Raw genomic sequence first — 24,061 nt, 5'->3', positions numbered from 1 at the left:
TATGAGTAGTAATAAGGACTTAAGAAGAGCAAAGCATGCTGCTTATGAGAAGAAGCAGGCTGCGAAAGGTGAGAAAGTCATCAAGTGGATATTTGGCGTGTTGATAGCTTTGGCTATTATCTTCGCTATTTATGCATCTTCTATCGCATAATTTATGAACCGGAAATGGGAAGTTATCTTTATCTGTGATTTCCTGTTTCTAATATGGAAACTATGAGTGGATTAGAAATTGAAAGAAAATTCCTCGTAAAGAAGGGCGACGCATATAAAAGCGCCGCCTTTTCTAATAGCCATATTCAGCAGGGCTATATTCCTGCTGATGGAGCTACGGTGAGGGTACGTACGCGTGATGACAAGGCTTATCTTACGATCAAAGGTAAGTCTGTAAATGGAGGAATGACGCGTTATGAGTTTGAAAAGGAAATCACCATGGATGAGGCTCAACATCTCTTGCAACTTTGCAAGGGCGGTGTCATCGATAAACGTCGCTATCTGGTGAAGAGTGGTAAGCATACTTTTGAAGTGGATGAGTTCTATGGAGACAACCAAGGTCTTGTCATGGCTGAGGTAGAACTTAGTGATGAAAACGAAGCCTACGTGAAACCGGATTTCATCGGAATGGAGGTGACTGGTGATAAGCGCTTCTATAATTCACATTTATTGAATTTCCCTTTTGTGGTTTGGCGCAATACTCTACCAGAAGAATATCGTTAAGGGGTACGGTTTCTGTCGCTTTTTCGGAATAAAAGTAATAAAAAAGTATCTGAAAAGGCATAAAATTGCAAAAAGTGAACAAATTTGAGATATTTACTTTCGATTTATACGTTTAAATGCGAATTATTTTATAATTTTGCACTCGTATAAAGAGAAAGTATTTCAAATGACAGAAAATAGTAGAGGAAGTTTTGGTAGCAAGATTGGTTTGATACTTGCTACAGCTGGTGGTGCTGTTGGACTTGGTAATGTATGGCGTTTCCCTTACATGGCTGGGCAGGAAGGTGGTGCCGCCTTTATTTTGGTATATATTGGTTGTGTACTCCTGTTGGGTATTCCTTGTATGATATCCGAATTTATCATCGGTCGTCATGGAGCATCCAATACGGCTCGTGCTTATACCAAAGTGGCCAATGGTAATTCATGGAAATGGATCGGATATCTGGAGGTGCTTACTGGATTCCTGATCACGGGTTATTATGCAGTTGTATCTGGTTGGTGCTTGCAATATGTCTATGCCAGCGTCATGGGAGAATTGCATGGTGATCCAGCTTTTGTGGCTAATTACTTCAAGGATTTCTCTTCAGATCCAATCCGGCCTGTCATGTGGACGGTGGTAATTTTCCTGATTTGTCATTTCGTGATTATTCATGGAGTGAGAGGCGGTATAGAAAAAGCATCTAAGATCATGATGCCTATCCTGTTTATCCTTTTGCTGATCATCGTGGCAGCTGCTTGTCTGTTGCCAGATGCAGGAAAAGGTGTTGAGTTTCTTTTGAAACCAGACTTTGGAAAGGTAGATAGAGGCGTTTTCTTAGGTGCTTTAGGACAGTCATTCTATTCCTTAAGTATAGGTATGGGCTGTATCTGTACATACGCATCCTATTTTAGCAGACAAACCAATCTCTTCAAATCGGCATTGCAGATCTCGCTCATCGATTTTCTGGTCGCGATTCTTGCCGGTCTGATGATTTTCCCTGCAGCGTTCTCGGTAGGTGTATCTCCAGATAGTGGTCCTTCTTTGATTTTCATCACTTTGCCGAATGTATTCAATGAGGCTTTTGCTTCTATTCCTGTTCTGGGATGGCTTGTTTCCTTGTTGTTCTATATACTTTTGTCATTGGCTGCACTTACTTCGCTGATGTCATTGCATGAGGTGAATACTTCTTTCTTCTATGAAGAACTGAAGATAGACCGCAAGAAAGGAGCAATTATCGTTACGGTTTCCTGTGCAATTATCGGTGCTTTCTGTTCGCTCTCTTTGGGTGCTACAGATTCATTGACCTTCTTGGGTAAAACCTTGTTTGATTGGTTTGACTTTGTTACAGGACAGATCTTCTTGCCTATAGCCGGTTTCCTTACCTGCTTGTTCATCGGATGGCATGTACCGAAGAAGTTAGTGAAGGATGAGTTTACCAATTGGGGAACCTTAAAGGGAAATCTTTTTGGTATTTATCTGTTTTTGGTGCGGTTCGTTTGTCCTATTCTAATTCTCTTGGTGTTCCTGAATCAATTGGGAATCCTGGACGGAATCTTGTAATTAATAACCCATGAGTACTTTACCATGATGAATATGGAGTACTCATTAGAATTTTAGCGAAATGGAAAATAGAGGAAGTTTTGGCTCCAAGCTGGGAGTCATTCTGGCTACTGCTGGTTCTGCAGTAGGTTTGGGAAATGTCTGGCGTTTTCCCTATATGACTGGACAGAATGGAGGTGCTGCTTTCATTCTCATTTACTTGGTATGTATCTTCATGCTGGGTATTCCTGGTATGGTAGGTGAATTTATTATCGGACGTCATTCTGCTGCTAATGCAGCGCGTTCTTATCATAATCTTTCAAATGGAAAACCTTGGGGAATATTAGGTGTCATGGGAGTTGTTACGTCCATGATTATCCTGGGTTTTTATGCGGTAGTGGCAGGATGGTGCCTGCAGTATCTTTATGCTTCGTTGTTGGGAGGTATTCATGGAGATGTCAGTTATGTGAAGCAATATTTTGTAGAATTCTCTTCTGATCCCATCAAACCGACTTTTTGGACGATTGCTTTTATCTTGATTACCCATTGTGTGGTAGTCAAAGGTGTGCGCAATGGTATAGAGAAAGCTTCCAAAATATTGATGCCAATGCTTTTTGTCTTACTGATTGTTTTGGTCATCTCGTCTTGTTCTCTGCCTGGTGCATTCAAGGGTATAGAGTTTCTGTTGAAGCCTGATTTTTCAAAAGTGGATGAGAATGTGATGCTGGAGGCTTTGGGACAGGCTTTCTTCTCCTTGAGCCTCGGTACCGCTTGTCTTTGTACCTATGCTTCTTATTTTAGCAGACAAACCAATCTCTTGAAATCTGCCACTCAGATAGCATTGATAGATACGATTATTGCCATCATGGCGGGACTGATGATTTTCCCAGCAGCATTCTCTGTAGGTGTTAATCCGGATAGTGGTCCTTCACTCATTTTTATCACTTTGCCTAATGTTTTCCAACAGGCATTTGGTTCTATGCCTGTTGTGGGGTATGTTATTTCTGTACTGTTTTACGCATTGTTGGTGTTGGCAGCATTGACTTCCACTATTTCTATGCACGAAATCGGTACTGCCATGTTTTATGAGGAGTTGAAAGTAACTCGCAAGAAGGGTGCCTGGGTAGAGACTATCACCTGTTGTATTATTGGTATCTTCTGTTCTTTATCTTGTGGAGCCATGCCAGAACTGAGTCTCTTTCATTTGAACTTTCTTGATTTCTGCGACCATCTTACTTCTCAGTTGTTTATGCCGCTGGGTTCCTTTGCAACCTGTATTTTCTTAGGTTGGTATGTGCCGAAAAAAGTGGTCAGCGATGAGTTTACGAATTGGGGAACTTTGAAAGGTTCTCTTTTCGGTGTTTATCTCTTTATGGTGCGTATCGTTTGTCCATTATGTATATTAACTATATTCCTGCATCAGTTAGGAGTGTTTTGATTTGAAATCCAAGAGGGTGTGTCATAAGTCTGTGACGCACCCTTTTTTAGAATATGATATAGGGCTTAAGTCTCTCGATTTCTGCTGGTGGAAAGTTCTTGAGGAGTTTTAGTTCCTCCAGACTTTTGAAAGGACCTCTTAACCGTCGATAGTCGCAAATTTCTTTCGCTTGGTAGAAGTTGAGGTAGGGGTGACGTCGAAGTTGATTGAGTGAGAGAGAATTGATATTCAACTTTCTCACTTCTCCAGGAGTAATTTTGATGAAAGACAGAGCTTCTTCTGGCAGTCCATCTATTTCCTTCAGCTGGTTAATGGATGCAAAGCCTCCTAATTGTTCTCTGTATCTTGTGATGCTTTTAGCATAATAACTGCCAATGCCTGGAATCTTCTTCAGTTCTGTTGTGTCGGCAGAGTTGACGATGACATGTTGCCCCGGTCTCAGTTTTTGTGGATAACTGTAGATGTTGTTTCCATTAGCATTTGTAGAATTAGCGCCATTGTTTGCTTGTGAATACGTACTTGTGTTTGCACCATTTTTGTATGGAGAATTTTGATAGCCTCTTTCTTTGCCTCCTCTGCTATTTCCATAGTAGTCGGATGCAGGCCGGTAATCTTCACCTATTATAATATAAGGTGCCAGTACTTCGTATTGTTTCTTGGTAAGTCCGTACAGACGGGCAAAATCTGTTTTTTCTCTGAAGATGCCGCCTTTAGTACGAAACCTATAGATACTTCGTACTTGCCATGATTGTAAACCGAGTTTGAGAAGCTGGGTGCTGTCGGCAGTATTAGGGTCGAAAGGAAACAACTCATGAATTGTTCCCTCTACCTTATAATATAAAGGATGCTTTTCGCTAATGCTTTTATCTGCAGTTGATGATTCTTGGTGATTATCGCCAGTTATGCTTTTGGGGTTATTATCTGCAGAATAGTCGTTTTCCAAACTTGATTCTTTCGTATTGACTTTTCCCACAATGATAATGAGAGTAAGACAAATGATGATGATACCGAGCAGAACCAGAATGGCTTGTCGGTCGTTACGCTGTAGATAAAAGAAATCTTTTAGTTTAAGCATATCGTTTTCGCATTTAAAGTTGAAATATAATCTAATGAAGAGTTTACGGGAAGTAAACTCTTAGTTTGGTCGGGATTACTGGACTCGAACCAGCGACCTCATCGTCCCGAACGACGTGCGCTACCAACTGCGCTAAATCCCGCTTTTATTGGCTGCAAAAGTACATAAAATCTGATATATTTCAAAATAAAAAGGCAAATTTTAAACTTTTTTGAAAGAAAAGTGCGGAAAAATTTGGTGGAATCAAATAAAAGTACTACCTTTGCACCCGCAAATGAGAATTCTTGTTTGTTCATATTAGTTGGTGCCATAGCTCAGTTGGTAGAGCAAAGGACTGAAAATCCTTGTGTCCCCGGTTCGATTCCTGGTGGTACCACTTCTTATTAGAAGCCGAATCTTCGTAACAAGATTCGGCTTTTTTTATTTCCCTAATGTTTTTATAGATTTCGTTTTAATGGCACATTGACACTTATGAAAACGTTTGCGTGTAAAAAGTGAAACGAAAACGTTTGCTGTATCAGAATTTTGGCTACCTTTGCAGCGTAAAAGTAAATCATAAAAACCAAAATAATATATATCTACTAAACATTTTAGTTTAAAATGAAAAAAAATTATTTACTGCTTTTAGCGGGTATGTTTGCTTCCGTTGTTTTTGCGAACAACAAGCAGACCGTTAAAATTGATGGTAATGTCTCAGACAAAACCGTCACCGAGATCACCTTCGATGGTGATAACGTAACGCTCAATTATGCGGACAATTCTTCTGAAACGAAGGATATGTCGCTTGTGTCTCTTTCTTTTTCTTATGATTCTACTACAGGAATCAACAAGATAGAAGAGGTCAAGAAGTCATTGCAGGGTAAGGTTTTTAACCTAAATGGTCAACTCGTAGGTAATTCTCTTGAGGGATTGTCTAAGGGTATCTACATCGTGAATGGTAAGAAAGTAATTATCAAGTAAAAAAGGAGGAACGTAAAATGAAGAAAATGGTATTTACTTTGGCACTCCTCTTGATGAGCTTGAGTGCAGCCATGGCTCAGACATGGACATTTGGTGCAATGAGCGAGGCTGATAAGGCTTTATGTGCAGCTGATGCCAATTGGGTATTGGGAACTGATCGCTACGGCTATACCTTAGCTTTGGAGAAAGCGGCTCTTGTTGCAAATGGCTCAGAATTGGCTTATACTAAGGGCTTGAAGTTTACTGCTGGTGCTCCTGCTGATAAATCCGAAGGAAAAGCAAAAGTCCGCTTGAACTATGGCTCTTCTCGCTTGGAATTGAACGGAAATGGTGTTTCTTTGATTATTCCAAGTCTGAAGGCTGGTCAGAAAGTAACAGTTAGCTGCAAGACTGGTAGTACTTCTACTGCTCGTTGTTTAGATGCTGCTAACTTGACTTCGGTTTCTGGTTCTTTTGGTACTCCTACAAAAGATCAGGTTACCAACGTTGGAACTGTAACTGCTGATGGTGATGTTGTGTTGAAAACCAATGGTGGTGGTATGAACATTTATAGCATCAAGGTTGAGACTGTAGGTGGCGGATCTACCGTTACTCCTGGTTCTACCGACAAAATTACCAATGCCGTTGCTCGTAACAGCAAGGTCAATCAGATGTATGTTACCACCAATGCTGGTGATGTGAAGTATTATAATACTGCCGACTTGACAAGTGTTAAGTTCGAAGGTGACAAGACTATTATTACTCCTAAGTCTGGTGCAGAGAATGATGAGTATGATGCTTCTGTTCAAGCCATCAGTTTTGCTAAGAAGGCCGATCAGGGCGAAAGTGGTGATGTTGAAAATCCTGCTGGTGTGATTCAGATTACTGAGGCAAAGGGCTGGCAGGAGTCTGCCTACTTGAAGTGGGCTCCATTCGAGGGCGCTTCTTCTTATAATGTATATGTAGATGACAAGAAGATTGATGCTCAGCTGATTCGTCAGTATAAATCTTACTATCGTGCTGATGTTCTCGGTTTGAAGGCTGGTACTTATTCTGTAAAGGTTGTTCCTGTCAATGCTGAAGGTACAGAGATTGCTGGTGCCAATACTGCTTCTAACTTGGTAGTAAAGAGCTACAATCGTGAGGGCTTTGCTCATTTCAAGTATGATGGTGTAGGTGCTTATAATAATGATGGTACTTTGAAGGCTGGTGCTAAGGTTCTGTATATTACAGCCAAGACGGCCAAGACTGTTTCTACAACAGTTGATACAGGCAAGCCAGAGACTATTACGGGTCTTCAGGCTATTATTGATGCTTATCAAAAGGGTGAGGATACAACTCCTATCGTCTTTCGAATCATCGGTAAGGTAAGCCTTTCTGACTTGGACGGAATTTCAAGTTCTGCAGAAGGTTTGCAGATTAAGGGTAAGGGTGCTCACTCTGAAATGAACATGACTTTCGAAGGAGTCGGTGATGATGCTACTGTATATGGATTTGGTTTCTTGCTTCGTAATACCAAGAGTGTAGAGTTCCGTAACTTTGCTATCATGCGTTGCCTGGATGATGCTATGTCTCTTGATACTGATAACTCTCATGTATGGATTCACAACATGGATCTCTTCTATGGCAAGAAGGGTGGCGCTGCCGACCAGGCCAAGGGTGATGGTACTGTAGATATCAAGGGTGACTCCCAGTATATAACTGTAGCATACAACCGCTTCTGGGATAATGGTAAGGCTTCTATGTGTGGTATGACGAGTGAAAGTGGCCCTAACTATATCACTTATCACCACAACTGGTTCGACCATTCAGACTCTCGTATGGCTCGTATTCGTACTATGAGTGTTCACATGTACAACAACTACTATCAGCACAATGATGTTTATGGTATTGGTGCAACCAGTGGTTCAAGTGTATTCATGGAGTCTAACTACTTTGATGCAACCAAGCGTCCTATCATGAGCTCTCTGCAGGGTACTGATGCTATGGGTGATGGTACTTTCTCTGGTGAGAAAGGTGGTTTGATTAAGGCATACGGCAATGTATTTGCCAACAAGCCTGATAACTTCAGCTATATCCCATACTCAGAAAACAATACAAGCTTCGATGCCTACGAGGTTTCTGATCCAAGTGAGCAGGTTCCTACAAGTGTAAAGACTTTGGTAGGTGGTACTTCTTACAACAACTTTGATACCAACTCAAGCCTCATGTATGCATACGCTGCAGATAAGGCAGAAGATGTTCCTTCTATCGTAGAAGGTTTCTATGGCGCAGGTCGTTTGAATCATGGTGACATTGATTTCGTTATTCCTGATGAAACAGTCGTAACAAATGGTCACCAGCAGCCATGGCCTGCTTTGGCAAGCATTCTTGATGCTTATACTTCTGGTGTTGTTAAAGTGTTCGGTGAGAGCAATGCTTCTGGCGAAGGTGGTTCTACAGAAGGTGGCGAGACAGGTGGCACTGGCGGCTCTACTGGTGGTTCAGAAGGTGGCAGCACAGTAACTCCTATTGAGGGTACTGTAACATGCAGCTTTACTGTGAACGGAAAAGAGGCTGTTCCTTCTAATAGTGCATTTGTTTTGACAGGTGAAGCTAAGAATGTTAAAAAGGAAGAAACAGTTATTGATGGTACAACTTATATAGCAAGTCTTAAGATGGAAAGTAAAACTGAAGTTTCTTTCACCACATCTCAGAAGATGACTCTGTATGTATATTATGGCGTTTCTGGTACAAAAACTAATGTAAAGGTAGATGGCGTAAAGCTGGAAGGAGCTCCTACAACAGTTGTGCTTGAGGCTGGCGCCCATAAGATCACAAAGGGTGATGCAACTACAATCGCTCTCATTAAACTTGTACCTGTAACAGAATAATAAACACATGTTTTCCCCAATGAGGGAAAAATATATGAAATGAAATCAACTAAGGGCTGTCTTTTCTTGATGAGGACAGCCCTTTTTTCTCAAAACAACAAACAAAACTAAACTTTGCAATGAAACATATAAACCCTATTCTTTTAGTACCATTCAAGGTAACTTGCCGTAAAACCATCTTGGCTGCTGCTTTATTTTGTGGCTTCTCAATGATGGCAAATGCACAGATTCAGGATGGTCGTGACTTCTCAATGGATGGCTTTGCTGCCTACGAAGGTGTTCCTGGTTCTAACTGGTATCGTGCAGGTGGTACTACTGGTGGCGCTGGTGGCAAGGTGGTAAAGGCTGATAACTTCTCTCAACTGCAGGCCTATCTCCAGGCAACTGACCCATATATCGTTATCGTAGATCATGATATTACTACAGGCATCAAATGTTACGTTGATGGTATCAATACAGGTAAATTGCTTGATGACCAAAGTGGAAAAAGTGGTGTGGAAACAACATATGGTGAGCGTATTATGGTAGCCCCCAACAAGACTTTGATTGGTGTGGTAAACCCTGCAACAGGCCAGGCTCCTCTCTTCTCTCATATCACCTTCGTGATGCAGTCTGTTGATAACATCATCATCCGTAACTGTCGTTTCACCATGAAAGGTGTACCTGTGCTCAGAACTGGTGAGAATAAGATTGTGGCTTGGCGTAATGGTGCACAAGTAGAAGTGGGCGACCCTGACTGCATCGGAATTCAGGCTGATAAGGTAAGTGCCAAGACCAACTGGGGTGGACATATCTGGGTTGACCACTGTGAGTTCTTCAATGGTGATGCTGCCAACAAAGACCGCTATGATGGTTTGCTCGACTGTAAGAATAATGTGCAGTGGATGACTTTCAGCTATAACTATTTCCACGACCATGACAAGAGCTGCTTGTGGGGTAAGGGTGATACTGATGTCTACGAAAACTGTCGTACCATCTCTTTCCACCACAATTTCTTTGATAATATCCAAGGTTCTCGTCTTCCTCTCCAACGTGGTGGTCATGTACATTATTATAATAACTATATGCGTGGTTGTGAGGATGGTTGGGATATTCGTACGGGAGCTGTGGCATACGAAGAGGGATGCTATTTCGAGAATACAAAGTCGCCTATCCGTTCAGACAGAGGCGGTAGCTTGAATATTTCTAAAGCTGAAGGTTATGACTGCATCTATAAGGGTTGTAACAACTTGATGGAGGGTTACACCAATATTGATGGCGCTAAGATAAGTAAAAGTTTTGGTGTGACCAAAACCGATTGGGTTCCTACTCAGACCGTAGCCTCTTACACCCAGCATTATCTCGACAAGACGGTGGATGTTCCTGCCATCTGCGAGAAGTATTCTGGTGCAGGTAAAGTGGAAATCTGGAAGGCTTATACCAATGAGATTCCAACAACAGATGTAGCAGAGTTCGATCATGCTATCAAAAACTACGATACAGCCAAAACTTTTGATGCTAACGGAAATACCATGTCTGGTGCTACTACTGGCATCTTATTTGCAGAAAAAACATCAGAAGCAGGAACCTCTCGTATAGAATATTATGATTTGGCGGGTTCCCATCTTTCTGCACCTCAAAAAGGAATCAATATTGTAAAGAAGATCAACTTTGATGGTATTGCAAGCGTAAAGAAAGTTATTTTCTAACGAGAAAGTTGTTTCTAATAAGTGATTTTTTTCATAGAGATATGGATAGAAACGGATAAAAGTTTCTTGCCAGATTAACTACAAAACGGACAAAAGCTCGATAAAAACAGGCTTTTGTCCTTTTTTTATTTATCTTTGTCTGATATATGTCTTGTTGTTTTTACGATATTTAGTACTTTTGCAAGCGAAACAATTCAATAAAACAATAAACCTAAAAGATTAAACTAACAATGAATGTAATCTTGAGTAAATCTAAGAGAAATATTTTTTCTCGTGGCATTGTTCTTCATCGGGTATTATCCGATAAGCAGATTCTTACGGATGTTGTTGTCATCGGTTTAAACCAATCAATTATTTGATTATTTTTGCATAAAAAATGAAGAAATTATTTGGAAAAGCCATGTTGCTGGCTACAGCGCTCTTGTTCTCTATCACAGGAACAAGTTGCAGCAGCGACGATTCTCCAGTTCCTGAAAAGGAGAAAACATACGATATGAGCGGTTTCGCTAAGGGAGCCGATGTCAGTTGGCTCACAGAAATGGAGCAGGACGGTGTGAAATTCTATAATCAGAATGGCAAGGCAGAGGAGTGCATGTGGCTTCTTCGCGACCTTGGTACAAATGCAATCCGCCTTCGCGTGTGGGTAAATCCGGAAGGTGGTTGGTGCGGTAAGGATGATGTCATCGCCAAGGCAAGTCGTGCACAGGCGCTCGGCTATCGCTTGATGATTGATTTCCATTATTCTGATACTTGGGCAGATCCGGGAAACCAGAAAGTACCTGCTGCTTGGCAGGGTTATACTTTCGAGCAGATGAAACAGGCGGTAGCTAATCATACCAAGGATGTATTATCTGCCTTGAAAGAGAGAGGTGTCACCAACGTAGAATGGGTACAGGTGGGTAATGAAACCCGTGATGGAATGCTCTTCAGCAGCGATAAGGCTATAACCGGTCAGGTATCAGAGAATGCAGCCAACTTTGCTGCTTATGTCAATGCTGGCTATGATGCCGTGAAGGAAGTTTATCCACAGGCTAAAGTCATTGTGCACGTGGATGAGGGTAATAATCTCGGCCGTTATACCTGGCTCTTTGGTGAATTGAAGAAGAAGGGAGGAAAATGGGATGTCATCGGTATGTCACTTTATCCAGAAGATAACAATTGGCAGGAATTAACCACCAGTTGCCTGAATAATATCAAGACTTTATCAGAGATGTACAATTGCAATGTCATCGTTTCAGAGATAGGTATGTGGTGGGGTTCTGATCAGGCTGCGCCAATGATGGAGAAGATGGTGGATGGCTGCAAGGCTATTCCTACCTGCGAAGGTATCTTCTATTGGGAACCTGAGGTTTACAACAACTGGAAGCCTGCCAACTATAGTACTTTGGGTTGGGGTGCTTATACCAAGGGAGCTTTTGATAACTCCGGTAAACCAACTGCTGTATTCGATGCATATAAATAAGAATATTAAATAAAAGATATGATCAAGAAAAGCATTACTTTCATGTCTCTCGCCCTGGCGTTCTCTACCATGTGCCAGGCGCAGAGCCGAAAAATAATAAATTTACCATCGTGGGATTTCTCCCGCGATGGCAAAGTGTGGTCTCAGGTAGCCGTGCCTCACGATTGGGCTATCTCGGGTCCTTTCGATAAGAAATGGGACCTGCAGATGGTGGCTATTGAGCAGAATGGTGAGAAAGAGAAGTCTGAGAAGTCAGGCCGCTCGGGTGCGCTGCCTTGGATAGGTGAGGGGATGTATAAGATGAACTGGACGGCTCCAAAGGGTTACAAGCGTGCCGTCTTGGTTTTCGATGGTGCCATGAGCCAGCCTGTAGTCACCGTAAATGGAAAGGAAGCTGGCAAGTGGGCATATGGTTACAATGCTTTCCGTATCGACATCACTCCTTTTATCCAGTTTGGCAAGAATAATCTGATAGAGGTACATCTTAATAATGTAGAGGAGAGTAGCCGATGGTATCCGGGTGGCGGTCTTTACCGTCCGGTATCTGTTGAACTGTATGGCAATGAAAACTTCTCTACCTGGGATACTTTCGTGCGTACTTTGAAAGCCAACAGACAGGAAGCTGAAGTAGAGATAAATGCTCTTTTGGATGGAAAGATAGGTAAGTCTGGCAAGACAGTCATCGCCTTGTTTGATGAGAAAGGTACTAAGGTAGCTGAGCAAACCATCCAGGGTGCTACTCCAGAAATCAAGACTACCCTGAAGGTAACAAATCCTCAGCTCTGGTCTCCGGAATCTCCTTATCTCTATCAGGTGAAGTTGACCCGATATGAGGGAAAGAAGGTGGCTGATGTCCAGACCTTGAAGACCGGTATCCGTACCATCTCGGTATCCAAGGATAATGGTTTCCAGCTCAATGGCATTACCCGCAAGATCAAGGGTGTCTGCCTGCACCACGACCTTGGTCCGTTGGGTGCTGCAGAGAACAAGGCTGCCCTCATCCGCCAGATCAAGACGATGAAGGAGATGGGTTGCGACGCCATCCGTACAGCCCACAACATGCCTTCTACTATGCAGATGGAAATCTGTGATTCCCTCGGCATGATGGTAATGGCTGAGAGCTTCGATATGTGGATTTATCCTAAATGTAAGAATGGTTATGCCAAGTTCTTCAAGGAATGGAGCGATAAGGACATCACCAACTTGGTGAAGCATCATCGTAATCATCCAAGCATCATCATGTGGAGCATCGGCAATGAGATTCCTGAGCAGTGGAGCAAGGAAGGTATGGAGATAGCCAAGCATCTGCAGAACCTCTGCCATCAGTATGATCCATCTCGTCCTGTCACTCAGGGTATGGATAAGGCTGAGGCTGCTTTAAAATCAGGCTTTGCACAGGTGATGGATGTTCCCGGTTTCAACTATCGCGTACATAAATATTATAAGAATATAGGGCAGTTGCCTCAGGGCTTCCTGCTGGGTTCAGAGACGACATCTACCGTCAGCTCCCGTGGCGTGTATAAGTTCCCTGTCGAGGTGCGTGCCAGCGACAACAACCCATACCCGGATGGTCAGTGCTCCAGCTATGATACAGAGTATTGTTCTTGGAGTAATCTTCCAGATGATGATTGGAAGATGCAGGATGATTACAGTTGGGTGATCGGTGAATTTGTCTGGACGGGTTACGACTATCTGGGCGAGCCTACTCCTTACGATACCTACTGGCCAAGCCGCAGCAGCTACTTTGGCATCTGCGACCTCGCTGGTCTTCCAAAGGATAGATATTATATATATCGTTCCCGCTGGAATGAAACTCAGCATACCACCCATCTTCTTCCTCATTGGAATTGGGCAGGTCGTGAAGGACAGGTAACTCCGGTTTATTGCTATACAGATGGTGTGGAAGGTGAACTTTTCGTGAATGGCAAGAGTCAGGGCAGAGTGCGCAAGGACAAGTCAAGTCGATTGGACCGCTATCGCCTCCGCTGGAATAATGTGAAGTACGAACCAGGTGAGATTCGCGTGGTTACTTACAATCAGTATGGTGAAAAAGTGGGTGAGGATGTCAAGCGAACAGCTGGTGAGCCTACCCAGATGAAGTTCAGTGTGGAAACTCCAGACCATGAGCCTATCGCTTGTATGGTAGAGGGCTGTACAGACGAACACAATCTGCTTTTGAATGCTGATGGCAATGACCTCGCCTTTATCACCGTGAGTCTCTTGGATAAGGATGGCAATGAATGTCCGCTTGCCGATGATGAACTGACTTTCGAGGTAACTGGTGCTGGAATCTTTAAGGCTGCATGTAATGGCGATGCAACTTCGCTTGAGCCTTTTACACAGCCACAGATGAAACTTTTCAGTGGAAAACTGGTAGTTGTTGTACAAAGTAAGAAACAGAAGGGTGATATCACGCTCAAGGTGAAAGATACCCAGAGAAATATAGAAAAGACGATGGTCTTGAAGTGTATTTAATTCTTTTTATGCCAATATGTTTGCGAGTATGCTTAATAATGTGTATTTTTGCACTTATGAAGTTGACTCTTAAGCATATTGGCATGTTTTTTATCATGCTTTTTTTGAGTTGTGCTCTTAATGCACAACGTTTTGTTAATGTGTCTCTGGCTGAGGCACAGACGGTTTGTTCTATCCAGCAAGACGGTCAGGGCATGATGTGGCTTGGTACAGAGAATGGACTTTACTGCTATGATGGTTATCATAGTTATAAGCAATATACAGAGCATACTTTTTCTAATACCCGCGTTTATGCAATGGCTGTAGATAGAGAGCAGTTATTTCTCGCTACAGACAAGGGTATGATGTGCTTCAATCTGCAATCTAATTCTTATGTACAGCCGTCTGCTGATGCAACAAAGGATAGTGGAAGAAAAAGCACTTTGGAACAGAGAGCGATTCTCCTGAAATACAGACAGATAGTTTTTGGCAGCGAAGTATATGCTTTGCTGGATACACCTAAGGGATTGCTCGTGGGAACTCTATCGGGTTTGTATTCAGTAAAAAAGCAGGCTTTAAACGGAAAGAATTCTTGGGCGAAATTGAACAAGCAACGTATCCTGCTTCCCGACAGTCAGCAACCTCTTGTCAATGCCTTGGCTTACGATGCCAAGCGCCGTTGCTACTGGATAGGTACAGAAGGTGCCCTGTATTGTGCAGACTTACAACTGAAGAATTTTACCAGGATTTCTCAGTTGAATGGTAATTCCGTCAAGTGTTTGGCAGAAGAATCCAATGGCAATCTGTATATTGGAACAGATAATGGACTCTATCGCCTGTCTTTGGACAATTCCATTCTGCATTTCGAGCACGACTCCCGTGATGCTTCTTCCATTCCTAATAATATCGTCTGGTCTTGTTTTGTGGATAAGTGGCAGAATGTGTGGATAGGAACGGATAATGGTCTATCCCGTCTTTCCACGCATACTTATTTCCAATATACCTCGCTTGATAAGATAACTCTTTCGGGAGAAGGTAACTGTCTGCATGAAATTTGTCAGACCAGAGATGGAGAATGGTGGTTGGGAGGAACCAATGGCTTGATTCGTTTTGGAATGAATGCCAGTCAAAATGCATCGGATGGCAATGTTGCCTGGTATAAGCAGAACAGTTCGTCTTATCCCCTGAGTCATAATCGTGTTCGCAAAATCTATGAAGATCGCAAGGGGGACGTATGGGTATGTACGGATCATGGAGTCAACTACTACAATCGCCAAACCAAACAGATGCATAACTTTATCGTCTGCGACAAGACTGGCAAATATTCTACAGCCTGGGCATACGATGTGCTGGAAGATAAGCAGGGCAGAATGTGGATGGCTTCCTATATGGGAGGCATCTTTGTCATCAGCAAGCAGAGACTTCTGTCTTTGATGGCTCAGGCTTCAGGTTCTATTACTATCGTGGCTGATTATCATTTCTCCGACCAAGGTAAGAATGCACTCTCTGGTTTACATGTAGGACAGATGGTGATAGATGCACAAGGTATGGTTTGGGCTTCCAGTTTCAGTAGCTTGGACCGTATCAATCCGCAAACTATGAAGGTGGTTCCTGTTGAGCACAAGGATGATATCAACTATTTGATGGCAGATTCTAAGGGAAATGTCTGGGCAGGTGGAAACACAGAGGTGAAATGTTTTGTGATAAATCCTTCTGCCAACCACTCGCAGCTGAAGACGAAGACATGGAAGATAGGCGGAAAAGTGATTACTATGTGTGATGTGGATGGCAAGACCTGGGTGGTATGCGGTAAGGAATGTTGTATCATCGATTTGGATGGCAAGAGTTCCCGTTTCAAGATTCCTTCTTCTATTGCTCCTTTAGCCATTTTCTATTCTAAGGCTCAGCACATGGTAATGATGGGTGGCAACGATGGCTATATCTGTCTGCGTGCCGATATGCCGATGGAGAAAGGGTTGCAGACCAAACTGATGTTGGCAGGTATTGTGGTCAATGGAAATCAATGGCAAGATGCAGCTCCTCGCAATATGAAGGAGTTGGAACTTGCAAGTGATGAGAATAGCTTTACCCTTCAGCTGACAGATCTTCCGTTCTCCGACCATCCTTCTGCTGTCTATGCTTATCGGTTGGAAGGTAGTGATTACGACTGGCATTATCTGAATAAGAAAAGGTTGGATATCAGATATAATGGTTTGCCATATGGTAATTATCATCTGAAGGTGCATGTCGTGGATGGTGAGGGTAATATAGGAGCCGAAGTGTATTCTCTTGATATTACGATATTGCCACCATGGTATCTTTCCATTTGGGCAGAGTTAGTTTATCTTTTGTTGGCTATTGTATTGGCTTGGGGAATCATGAAATTCTATCTGGTGCGTGAGCGCCTGGTGGAGGAACGCAGGCAGAAGGCTGAAATCCTGGAGCAGGTAGAGGCACGTATCAGTTTCTTCAATCGTCTGTCAGAGGATTTGAAGACCGCCGTGACTCATCGCTCATTTGATGAGATTCTGGAACTTACCAACCGTTATTTAGGTGTGAAGATAGAGAAAAAGGAGGCAGAAGTACCTGCTTTAAATGCTGCAGACCAACGGCTTCTGAAGGAGATTACCGAGACGATAGAGACCCACATGATAGACTCTGACTTCAATGTGACCACCTTGCAGGAGATATTAGGTATTGGAGGCAAGCAATTGTATCGTAAGTTGAAGGCGATGACAGGAAAAACTCCTGTAGAGTATATCCGTGAACTCCGAATGAACAAGGCTGCCGTGATGTTGAAAGAAGGTAAGTTCAGCGTTTCTGAAGTGATGTACACGGTGGGCTTCTCCAACAACAGTTATTTCTCTAAGTGCTTCTCCAAGGCTTTTGGTATGACGCCGACAGAGTATATGAAGAGTTAAGTAAAGAATTAAGTGAAGAGTGAAGAATTCAATAGTAATTAGGGTATGAAGACGATACAACCGATATTGACCATTACGGGTTCTGACAGTACGGGTGGTTCTGGTGTCCAGGCAGACATCAGGACGATCTCTGAGTTGGGAGGCTATGCAGTTTCTGCCATCACTTCCATTACCGTGCAGAATACCTTGGGTATTCAGGCATTCTTTGATATTCCAGCCGAGATTGTTTCGGGACAGATAGAGGCTATCATGAACGATATTCAACCGAGCATTGTGAAGGTGGGTATGATTCGTCGGGTGGAGACGCTTGAGGTTGTGATCGATGCCTTGACGAAATATCGCCCGGATTATATCATCTATGCCCCTGCCATCTGGTCAAGTAATGGTGATGCGCTGATGACGGAGGATGTGGTAAGTCAGATCAAGTATCGTTTGCTGCCGCTCTGTTCCGTGGTGGTTGCCCGAAAGAAAGAAAATGATATTATTCTGCAAGACACCAAGTTGCTGCGCATGGCTGAGGGTCATGGAATGCAGGTGTTCCTGCTCGATAATGCCAATTCTCATGGTCTTACCAACCGTTTTTCTTCTGCCCTTGCCGTGTATCTGAACCGGGGGAACAAGATGGAGGAGGCTTTGGGGATGGCACAGGATTTTATCAATGTAGAGTTGACACGTGAGAGTAATCTGCAGGGGCGTAGTTCGGAACTCTACAATCAGTTTATCTCTCAGGTCAATAATTTCTGTCGCACTTATAGTGATGTGCATTTCTATGCGGACCAGTTGAATGTGAGCAGCCGTTATCTGGCTCAGGTTACCCGCCGTATCTCTGGTAAGACACCGAAGGCAATCATTGACGAGTATATCGTAAAGGAAATAGAACGTGAACTTTCTACTACAACCCATACTGTACAGGAAATAGCCAATACCTTCGGTTTCTCATCCCAGGCTCATCTCACCAAGTTTTTCAAGAAAATGAAAGGAGTTACTCCTTCTGCTTTCAGACAGAAGGGGTAGAAGAACTGTACTTTATACATTTGGGAATAGTACTTATACATTTAGGAATAGCCCTTTATACAAAGTGACGCAAAGTTTGTAGAAATCAGAACTTTTTTCTTGTTTTTCATCGAAAAGTGTTTCCTTTGTAGCCGTAATTAAGAAAATGAATAAAATTATGGCAGAAAATAGACAAGAATTGAACCGCAACTTGGCTCAGATGCTCAAGGGTGGTGTGATCATGGACGTAACAACTCCAGAACAGGCAAGAATCGCAGAGGCAGCAGGTGCATGTGCGGTAATGGCTTTGGAGCGTATTCCAGCTGATATCCGTGCAGCAGGTGGTGTTTCTCGTATGAGCGATCCTAAGATGATCAAGGGTATTCAGGAGGCTGTTTCTATCCCTGTAATGGCTAAGTGCCGTATCGGTCACTTCGCTGAGGCTCAGATTCTTCAGGCTATCGAAATCGACTATATCGACGAGAGCGAGGTGCTCTCTCCAGCAGATAATGTTTATCATATTGACAAGACTCAGTTTGATGTACCATTCGTTTGTGGTGCCAAGAACTTGGGCGAGGCACTCCGCCGTATCGCAGAAGGTGCTACTATGATTCGTACCAAGGGTGAGCCAGGAACTGGTGATGTTGTTCAGGCTGTTACCCACATGCGTATGATGCAGAGCGAAATACGCCGTTTGGTTTCTATGAGCGAGGATGAACTCTACGAGGCTGCCAAGCAATTGCAGGCTCCTTACGACCTGGTGAAGTATGTTCACGAGAATGGTAAGTTGCCAGTAGTTAACTTTGCAGCAGGTGGTGTGGCTACTCCAGCCGATGCTGCCCTGATGATGCAGCTCGGTGCTGAGGGTGTATTCGTAGGCTCTGGTATCTTCAAGAGCGGTAACCCAGCTAAGCGTGCTCAGGCTATCGTGAAGGCAGTTACCAACTACAACGACCCTAAGATGCTGGCTGAGTTGAGTGAGGATCTCGGTGAGGCGATGGTTGGTATCAACGAGCAGGAGATTGCGCTCCTCATGGCTGAAAGAGGTAAGTAATAGATGATGATGTTTTAATTGGAAGGCCCCTCCTGAAAAGAAGGGGCTTTTGTATTAGGAAAAATATGAGAATAGCAGTATTAGCTTTACAAGGGGCTTTTGCTGAGCACAGACAGAAGTTGGCTCAGTTGGGTGTGGATAGTTTTGAGGTGCGCCAGTTGAAGGATTGGGATCAGCCCAAGGATGGCTTGATTATTCCTGGTGGCGAGAGTACTACCCAGGCAAAACTCTTGAATGAACTCGGATTGATGGAACCTGTGAAGGAGGCCATTGCAGCAGGCTTGCCTGTTTATGGTACTTGTGCTGGTTTGATTCTTCTTGCCAAGAAGATAGAGGGTGAGCCAAGTCATCGCATTGCTTCCATGGATATCACGGCTTTGAGAAATGCCTATGGTCGCCAGTTGGGCAGTTTCTACATCGAGGCTCCGATGAAGGGTATCGAGGGAAATATCCCTATGACTTTCATCCGTGCTCCATATATTAAAGAGGTGTGGGGAGATGCCGAGGTTCTTGCCGAGGTAGATGGCAAGATTGTAGCTGCCCGTCAGGGTAACCAGCTGGTTACCGCCTTCCATCCTGAATTGAACGAAAGTTTAGAGATACATAAGTATTTTCTGGGGATGTGCAAGAAGTAGGCTTCATCCCATGATGAAACAGGCTTCGTTGACCAATGAAACAGGCTTCATGGGCACATGAAGTTATATTGCCAAGTATCTTAGGATACATTGCCAAGTATCTTAAGATACATGAGCAAGTATCCTAAGATACTTTTTTGTTGAATGTCAGATACTGTTATTGAAGGCTATTTCCGTTCCAGCAACCAGTCAATGGCCGACACAATGCGGATGCTTTTACCGTCAATCTTATAATCACGAGTGCTGGTAAAAGCAATGAGAGTCAACTTATCACAACGCAAGACAGAAGAGGTTCTGATGAGCGAATCCGTCTCTCGCTTGAAAGTTTTTTCTCCCTCTATATCGTAGGCTACCTGAATGAGTTCCACTGCCTTGTCTTGATTACATACAACGAAGTCGATTTCCTTAGAACGTGGATTCTCCTTGTAATAATAAATATCCAAAAAAGAGTTTGTGCATCGGCGCAAAAGTTCAATGTAAACGACATTTTCCAAGCGCCACCCAATGTTCTCTGCTGCAAACGCATTGTCACGATTATTTTGAAGACCAGAATCTACGATATAAGCCTTGGCATTTCTGATGCGCTCCTTACTCTTGAAGGAATGCTTGGTGAGTAGTTGTATAAGGAATGCTTGACGCAGATAATCCACATACTTCTTAACTGTCACATCCGACATACTCAGGATTTTTGCTAAATCATCATAATTTACCTCTTGGCAAACATTGTTGATAAGGTGGTTGGCTATCTTTCGCAAAGCATTAACGTTGCGTATGTTGAAACGGCGCTGTATATCCTTGGTAACGATGGCTTCCATCAAACTTTGTACATAGCCACGCTTGTTGCGCATATTTTGCATCTCAGGAAATCCTCCATCGGCAATGTAGTCCAAAAAGGCTCGCTTCCTTTCAGCGTCAGCCTTGGTGGTAATGCCAACAAGGTCAACATGATGAAACTTGCAATATTCATAAAAGGAGAAAGGGAACAAATGAATCTCATTGTAACGCCCTGTGAGATGAGTGGCAAGCTCGCCACTCAACAATTTAGCATTGCTGCCAGTCACCACTAAATGTAAATTGCTGCGAAGCAGACGATTGACAAATAAGTGCCATCCATCTACATCTTGAATCTCATCTAAAAATATATATTTGATATCCGTGCCATACACTTGATAGATGCAAGAGAGAACGGTATTCAAGTCTTCTGTTTTCAACTTAGCCAAGCGATCATCATCAAAGTTGGCGTACCCATATTTCACATGATGCTCCAATAAAACCTTATGACAAAGTGTTGATTTGCCACTTCGTCTCACACCGATAACCACTTGTGCAAGCGGACTATCTAATTCAAAAAGGCTTTCTTCATATCGGCTGACCCACTTTTGGGGTTCATAACTTTGAACATATTCCTGTTGCTCAGCTAAGACTTGCAATATCACTTTTTCATCTACCATAATTGCTCTATTTGAGGATTGTTTCTTATTTCGATTACAAAAGTACAATAAAATGTTTAAAATCAGTATGTTAGCGTATTTAAACTTTGCTAAAATGCATATTTTTATCCTTCAAACTTTGCTAAAATGCATTTTTTTTGTTCTTCAAACTTTGCTAAAATGCAGATTCTACATGAACGAAATGTCTTATACGTGAAAACTAAAATGCGTTTGATATGGAATAAAAAGAAAAAGAATCAGATAATATAGAGTTGAAACTTCTTGATATCCAATCCAAGTCCAATTTGGAGCGAGTTTGTTTTGTTAACACATAGATAAATTTCTCTTGCAAAATCGCCAGTGAAGCTGTAGAAAGACTTCGTTGGCGATTTCTCAATATATAATCTTACTCAATCATATTCTTGAGTATCCATTTCCTGAAGAATGGGTCTTCTATTTCATATCTGTCACTTCGGATGATATAGCCTTTCTTGCTTAAACGCAATAAGGCACTGGTCATCGTGCTGGTAGGTTGGTTCCTGTCTTGTGCAGGATTGTTGCCCTCGCAGATGCTGACCATAACATACTTGTCTGTCTTGTTGAAATTCAGCCATAAACGTTCGTAGTCTAAATCATGGGTCGTTATGATATCTTCTACGGCGAGTTGGAGTACATCCTCGTTTTTACCAGCTACCAGGTTGTTCCAAACTGCGAATGAAAGCTGTTGCGTGTAGTATGGATGGCAACTTGTAAAGGTCAGTATCTCGTCTGCAATTTGAGCAGCCTGCTCTGATACATCTTCCAATCTGTCTGCAATATATGACTTGAAGTCTTCGTATGGAATCTTGTTGAGTCTCATCAGCATTCCAAAATGATAGAATGGAGACTTCACCCGTTCAAAGATATCTGTCATCATCGATTCCTGGCTACCCAGAAAGATGTAATTGATGCCTGTCTGTTCCTGCATGATGGAACGGAGCTGCTTATCCATGTTTTTGTCGATTTCCAGGATGCTTTGAAACTCGTCCAAGACAACAATCAGTTTGTTTTGAGGTGTAGATACCTTCTGGATTGTATTTAAAACATCTTCTATTGCTGTTGTTCCACTGTCGGTTGATGGTTGGAATGAAACCGATAGCTCGTCTGTCATAGGATTCATATTGATAGAAGGAATGATGCGGAAGTTACGAAGATAGTGCTTCATCTTTTCAAGTTTGAACTGATTGAGCAGTTCCTTCAGAAGCTTTCCCGCAAAATCTTCTTTGCTGAGCACGGCTTGCATATTGAGCCATAGGTATGGTCGCTGGGTTTGGATAACAGCCTTTTTTACGAGACTTGATTTACCAAAACGTCGTGGTGACATAAGAACAAGGTGGTTCTCGCTCTTGAGAAACTGGACGATGTAGTCCAGTTCTTTCACTCTGTCTGTAAAGTATGGGGCATCAACTAATGAGCCAAATTTAAACGGATTTTCCATAATCGAAATTTTTCGTAACGAAACTTTTCGCAAAGATACGAAAAATAAAGATGCTCAGATGATAAACTCCTTTAAATTATTGTTGTTTAACAAATCTTTTTGTGTAGAGCTTTGCATATTTTGGAATATGGCTTATACTTTTGCGAATCATCCTTTATACAAAATGACTCAATGTTTGCAGAAAATGGAATTTTTTTTCTGTTTTCAGTGAAAAATGTTTCCTTTGCAACCGTAATTGAATAAAAATATAAGAATTATGGCAGAAAATAGACAAGAATTGAACCGCAACTTGGATCAGATGCTCAAGGGTGGTGTGATCATGGACGTAACAACTCCAGAACAGGCAAGAATCGCAGAGGCTGCAGGTGCATGTGCAGTAATGGCTTTGGAACGTATTCCAGCTGATATCCGTGCAGCAGGTGGTGTTTCTCGTATGAGATCCTAAGATGATCAAGGGTATTCAGGAGGCTGTTTCTATCCCTGTAATGGCTAAGTGCCGCATCGGTCACTTCGCTGAGGCTCAGATTCTTCAGGCTATCGAAATCGACTATATTGACGAGAGCGAGGTGCTAACCAGCTCGTTACCGCCTTCCATCCTGAATTGAACGAAAGTCTGGAGATTCATAAGTATTTTCTGGGGATGTGCAAGAAGTAGGCTTCATCCCATGATGAAACAGGCTTCGTTGACCGATGAAACAGGCTTCATGGGCACATGAAACTATATTGCAAAGTATCTTAGGATACATTGCCAAGTATCTTAAGATACATGAGCAAGTATCCTAAGATACTTTTTTGAATGCCCGATACTTTTTTCCGATAAATGTTTGCCGTTTACAAATATTCATCGTATCTTTGCATTATGAAATCTTCGTTACGTAAAACTCATAATGACGTAAATGCTTATGGTACAGGTAAATCCATTTATTATAGAAGGATATCTTTCGCCGGAATACTTTTGCGATTGATGGCATTCTTGCCCAGCATCGCTTTGCCTATCAAGCGTTGATATACCAGTTGACAGCCAAACAGAAGCAGGTACTCACGGCTATCGCTTTGGAAGGAAAACCCTCTTCTCTGATGTCTCAAGAGTTTTTGCAGAAGTATCGTCTTGGTGCAAGCACCGTGCAAGGTGCGGTCAAGACTTTGCTTGACAGAGATTTTATCACGCAAGATGATGGGGTATTTCAGTTATGCGACAAGTTTTTGGAGCTGAGTTTAAGGGGATAATAAAGGAAGCAAATGTATGAACTTTAACGATGCGTTGTCTTTAACTGAAAGTAGTATACACCTTTCTTGTTATACTTACTGATTTACTATACACATAATTTACTTTCTTACTAAAATACTATACACAATCAGAAAAGCCTTACTGAAATGGTTTACACATCA

17 protein-coding genes, 2 tRNA genes and 1 pseudogene are annotated in these 24,061 nt (G+C 42.5%); 16 read left to right on the top strand and 4 right to left on the bottom strand.

Features of this window, described 5'->3' with window-relative positions; all coding sequences use genetic code 11:
- Nucleotide 1: 1 nt before the first annotated feature.
- From EXN75_RS17620 to EXN75_RS06155, 4 genes are all read left to right on the top strand, one after another.
- Entirely contained in the window at nt 2-151 is a 150-nt protein-coding gene (locus tag EXN75_RS17620) for a hypothetical protein (RefSeq protein ID WP_167639464.1), read from the top strand.
- 62 nt (nt 152-213) lie between these two features.
- Nucleotides 214-714, top strand: a complete 501-nt coding sequence (locus EXN75_RS06165; protein WP_118118169.1) for a CYTH domain-containing protein — start codon at nt 214-216, stop codon at nt 712-714.
- Between the two features lie 166 nt (nt 715-880).
- Nucleotides 881-2,254 (top strand): sodium-dependent transporter, encoded by a 1,374-nt coding sequence (locus EXN75_RS06160; protein WP_118118101.1) that lies wholly within the window; start codon nt 881-883, stop codon nt 2,252-2,254.
- Nucleotides 2,255-2,315: 61 nt separating this feature from the next.
- Nucleotides 2,316-3,671: a sodium-dependent transporter gene (locus EXN75_RS06155; protein ID WP_134843169.1), complete on the top strand. Its 1,356-nt coding sequence runs from the start codon at nt 2,316-2,318 to the stop codon at nt 3,669-3,671.
- Nucleotides 3,672-3,717: 46 nt separating this feature from the next.
- On the opposite strand, the gene EXN75_RS06150 is transcribed toward EXN75_RS06155, so the two are convergent.
- Nucleotides 3,718-4,746, bottom strand: a complete 1,029-nt coding sequence (locus EXN75_RS06150) for a helix-hairpin-helix domain-containing protein (protein ID WP_134843168.1) — start codon at nt 4,744-4,746, stop codon at nt 3,718-3,720.
- Nucleotides 4,747-4,812: 66 nt separating this feature from the next.
- Nucleotides 4,813-4,888 (bottom strand) — tRNA-Pro (locus EXN75_RS06145).
- Nucleotides 4,889-5,049: 161 nt separating this feature from the next.
- Between EXN75_RS06145 and EXN75_RS06140 the strand changes: the two genes are divergently transcribed.
- From EXN75_RS06140 to pdxT, 10 genes are all read left to right on the top strand, one after another.
- Nucleotides 5,050-5,122: transfer RNA gene (locus EXN75_RS06140), tRNA-Phe, on the top strand.
- 224 nt (nt 5,123-5,346) lie between these two features.
- Complete coding sequence (locus EXN75_RS06135; protein WP_134843167.1) at nt 5,347-5,706, top strand: subtilase; 360 nt, start codon at nt 5,347-5,349, stop codon at nt 5,704-5,706.
- Nucleotides 5,707-5,723: 17 nt separating this feature from the next.
- A complete protein-coding gene (locus EXN75_RS06130; protein WP_246031313.1) occupies nt 5,724-8,558 on the top strand; it encodes a pectate lyase family protein in 2,835 nt (944 codons plus the stop codon).
- Nucleotides 8,559-8,677: 119 nt separating this feature from the next.
- Nucleotides 8,678-10,246 carry a pectate lyase family protein gene (locus EXN75_RS06125; protein ID WP_134843166.1) on the top strand — a complete coding sequence of 523 codons (1,569 nt, stop codon included), beginning with the start codon at nt 8,678-8,680 and terminating at the stop codon, nt 10,244-10,246.
- A 376-nt stretch (nt 10,247-10,622) separates the two neighbouring features.
- Nucleotides 10,623-11,708, top strand: coding sequence for a glycoside hydrolase family 53 protein (locus tag EXN75_RS06120; RefSeq protein WP_134843165.1), 1,086 nt, complete (start codon nt 10,623-10,625; stop codon nt 11,706-11,708).
- A gap of 18 nt (nt 11,709-11,726) precedes the next feature.
- Nucleotides 11,727-14,183, top strand: a complete 2,457-nt coding sequence (locus tag EXN75_RS06115; RefSeq protein WP_187349074.1) for a glycoside hydrolase family 2 TIM barrel-domain containing protein — start codon at nt 11,727-11,729, stop codon at nt 14,181-14,183.
- Between the two features lie 95 nt (nt 14,184-14,278).
- Complete coding sequence (locus tag EXN75_RS06110; RefSeq protein ID WP_223176152.1) at nt 14,279-17,083, top strand: two-component regulator propeller domain-containing protein; 2,805 nt, start codon at nt 14,279-14,281, stop codon at nt 17,081-17,083.
- 45 nt (nt 17,084-17,128) lie between these two features.
- Nucleotides 17,129-18,097: a hydroxymethylpyrimidine/phosphomethylpyrimidine kinase gene (locus EXN75_RS06105; RefSeq protein ID WP_134843163.1), complete on the top strand. Its 969-nt coding sequence runs from the start codon at nt 17,129-17,131 to the stop codon at nt 18,095-18,097.
- 157 nt (nt 18,098-18,254) lie between these two features.
- Nucleotides 18,255-19,130 (top strand): pyridoxal 5'-phosphate synthase lyase subunit PdxS, encoded by an 876-nt coding sequence (gene pdxS / locus EXN75_RS06100; protein ID WP_117587530.1) that lies wholly within the window; start codon nt 18,255-18,257, stop codon nt 19,128-19,130.
- A gap of 65 nt (nt 19,131-19,195) precedes the next feature.
- Complete coding sequence (pdxT, locus tag EXN75_RS06095; RefSeq protein ID WP_134843162.1) at nt 19,196-19,765, top strand: pyridoxal 5'-phosphate synthase glutaminase subunit PdxT; 570 nt, start codon at nt 19,196-19,198, stop codon at nt 19,763-19,765.
- A 167-nt stretch (nt 19,766-19,932) separates the two neighbouring features.
- Here the strand turns inward: pdxT and EXN75_RS06090 are convergent, their stop codons facing one another.
- Both EXN75_RS06090 and EXN75_RS06085 read right to left on the bottom strand, forming a co-directional pair.
- Nucleotides 19,933-21,216, bottom strand: coding sequence for an ATP-binding protein (locus EXN75_RS06090; RefSeq protein WP_134843161.1), 1,284 nt, complete (start codon nt 21,214-21,216; stop codon nt 19,933-19,935).
- Nucleotides 21,217-21,601: 385 nt separating this feature from the next.
- Nucleotides 21,602-22,672 carry an AAA family ATPase gene (locus tag EXN75_RS06085; RefSeq protein WP_134843160.1) on the bottom strand — a complete coding sequence of 357 codons (1,071 nt, stop codon included), beginning with the start codon at nt 22,670-22,672 and terminating at the stop codon, nt 21,602-21,604.
- A 256-nt stretch (nt 22,673-22,928) separates the two neighbouring features.
- Here EXN75_RS06085 and EXN75_RS06080 point away from each other — a divergent pair.
- Nucleotides 22,929-23,247 (top strand): annotated as a pseudogene (locus EXN75_RS06080) (pyridoxal 5'-phosphate synthase lyase subunit PdxS); the annotation flags it as partial.
- 439 nt (nt 23,248-23,686) lie between these two features.
- Nucleotides 23,687-23,899, top strand: a complete 213-nt coding sequence (locus EXN75_RS18010; RefSeq protein WP_223176151.1) for a hypothetical protein — start codon at nt 23,687-23,689, stop codon at nt 23,897-23,899.
- Nucleotides 23,900-24,061 lie beyond the last annotated feature (162 nt).

Origin of the sequence: Segatella hominis, assembly GCF_004535825.1 — a bacterium.
Classification (GTDB): domain Bacteria; phylum Bacteroidota; class Bacteroidia; order Bacteroidales; family Bacteroidaceae; genus Prevotella; species Prevotella hominis.
The sequence above is the reverse complement of the archived record's forward strand: the minus strand, read 5'-3'. Positions and strand labels throughout refer to the sequence as shown.

What these genes read in the sequence shown, in the direction of transcription:
- EXN75_RS17620 (WP_167639464.1), top strand. Translation starts at nt 2, where the DNA reads ATGAGTAGTAATAAGGACTTAAGAAGAGCAAAGCATGCTGCTTATGAG.
- EXN75_RS06120 (WP_134843165.1), top strand. Translation starts at nt 10,623, where the DNA reads ATGAAGAAATTATTTGGAAAAGCCATGTTGCTGGCTACAGCGCTCTTG.
- EXN75_RS06090 (WP_134843161.1), bottom strand. Translation starts at nt 21,216, where the DNA reads ATGGTAGATGAAAAAGTGATATTGCAAGTCTTAGCTGAGCAACAGGAA.
- EXN75_RS06150 (WP_134843168.1), bottom strand. Translation starts at nt 4,746, where the DNA reads ATGCTTAAACTAAAAGATTTCTTTTATCTACAGCGTAACGACCGACAA.
- EXN75_RS06135 (WP_134843167.1), top strand. Translation starts at nt 5,347, where the DNA reads ATGAAAAAAAATTATTTACTGCTTTTAGCGGGTATGTTTGCTTCCGTT.
- pdxS (WP_117587530.1), top strand. Translation starts at nt 18,255, where the DNA reads ATGGCAGAAAATAGACAAGAATTGAACCGCAACTTGGCTCAGATGCTC.
- EXN75_RS06130 (WP_246031313.1), top strand. Translation starts at nt 5,724, where the DNA reads ATGAAGAAAATGGTATTTACTTTGGCACTCCTCTTGATGAGCTTGAGT.
- EXN75_RS06115 (WP_187349074.1), top strand. Translation starts at nt 11,727, where the DNA reads ATGATCAAGAAAAGCATTACTTTCATGTCTCTCGCCCTGGCGTTCTCT.
- pdxT (WP_134843162.1), top strand. Translation starts at nt 19,196, where the DNA reads ATGAGAATAGCAGTATTAGCTTTACAAGGGGCTTTTGCTGAGCACAGA.
- EXN75_RS06105 (WP_134843163.1), top strand. Translation starts at nt 17,129, where the DNA reads ATGAAGACGATACAACCGATATTGACCATTACGGGTTCTGACAGTACG.
- EXN75_RS06085 (WP_134843160.1), bottom strand. Translation starts at nt 22,672, where the DNA reads ATGGAAAATCCGTTTAAATTTGGCTCATTAGTTGATGCCCCATACTTT.
- EXN75_RS06155 (WP_134843169.1), top strand. Translation starts at nt 2,316, where the DNA reads ATGGAAAATAGAGGAAGTTTTGGCTCCAAGCTGGGAGTCATTCTGGCT.
- EXN75_RS06125 (WP_134843166.1), top strand. Translation starts at nt 8,678, where the DNA reads ATGAAACATATAAACCCTATTCTTTTAGTACCATTCAAGGTAACTTGC.
- EXN75_RS06165 (WP_118118169.1), top strand. Translation starts at nt 214, where the DNA reads ATGAGTGGATTAGAAATTGAAAGAAAATTCCTCGTAAAGAAGGGCGAC.
- EXN75_RS06110 (WP_223176152.1), top strand. Translation starts at nt 14,279, where the DNA reads ATGCTTTTTTTGAGTTGTGCTCTTAATGCACAACGTTTTGTTAATGTG.
- EXN75_RS06160 (WP_118118101.1), top strand. Translation starts at nt 881, where the DNA reads ATGACAGAAAATAGTAGAGGAAGTTTTGGTAGCAAGATTGGTTTGATA.